This is a genomic window from Proteiniphilum sp. X52 (genome assembly GCF_003712195.1).
Taxonomy (GTDB): Bacteria; Bacteroidota; Bacteroidia; order Bacteroidales; family Dysgonomonadaceae; genus Proteiniphilum.
Genome location: NZ_RDSD01000090.1, coordinates 1 through 376 on the forward strand (window position 1 = coordinate 1; position 376 = coordinate 376).

Here is a 376-nt window from a genome sequence, read left to right on the forward strand (position 1 = left end):
CTTCTTTTTCATCATCAGGGGCGACCGTTTGGCCGCCCCTGTTTGATTATTCTCCCAATATCTCTGTAAACCGTTTCGATATATTTATTCGGACACATATTGAAGTCCTTCTTCAAGCAGAAAGAATTTTTATATATTACTACGACTTTGTCAATGATTGGCGCATTGCCGAGTTTAAAAAATTAGTGGCTGAAGATACCTCCTACAGATATACATTAGATGTGTTGGCCGATTTATGTGGCTTTAGCTCCAGGGCCTCCTTTTCCCGCTCCTTTAAAAAGAATACGGGCATCACACCAAATGAACCCAATCAAGTGGTTCTACCATCCTCTTATAAACTTCCATGCGGGTATAACTTCAATTTCTATTCCATCTT

At 39.9% G+C, this 376-nt stretch carries 1 protein-coding gene; it reads left to right on the top strand.

Translation table 11 applies throughout. The features are described from left to right. The coding region (locus D7D25_RS17775; protein WP_122970226.1) for an AraC family transcriptional regulator at positions 1 to 376 on the top strand (376 nt) is incomplete at both ends.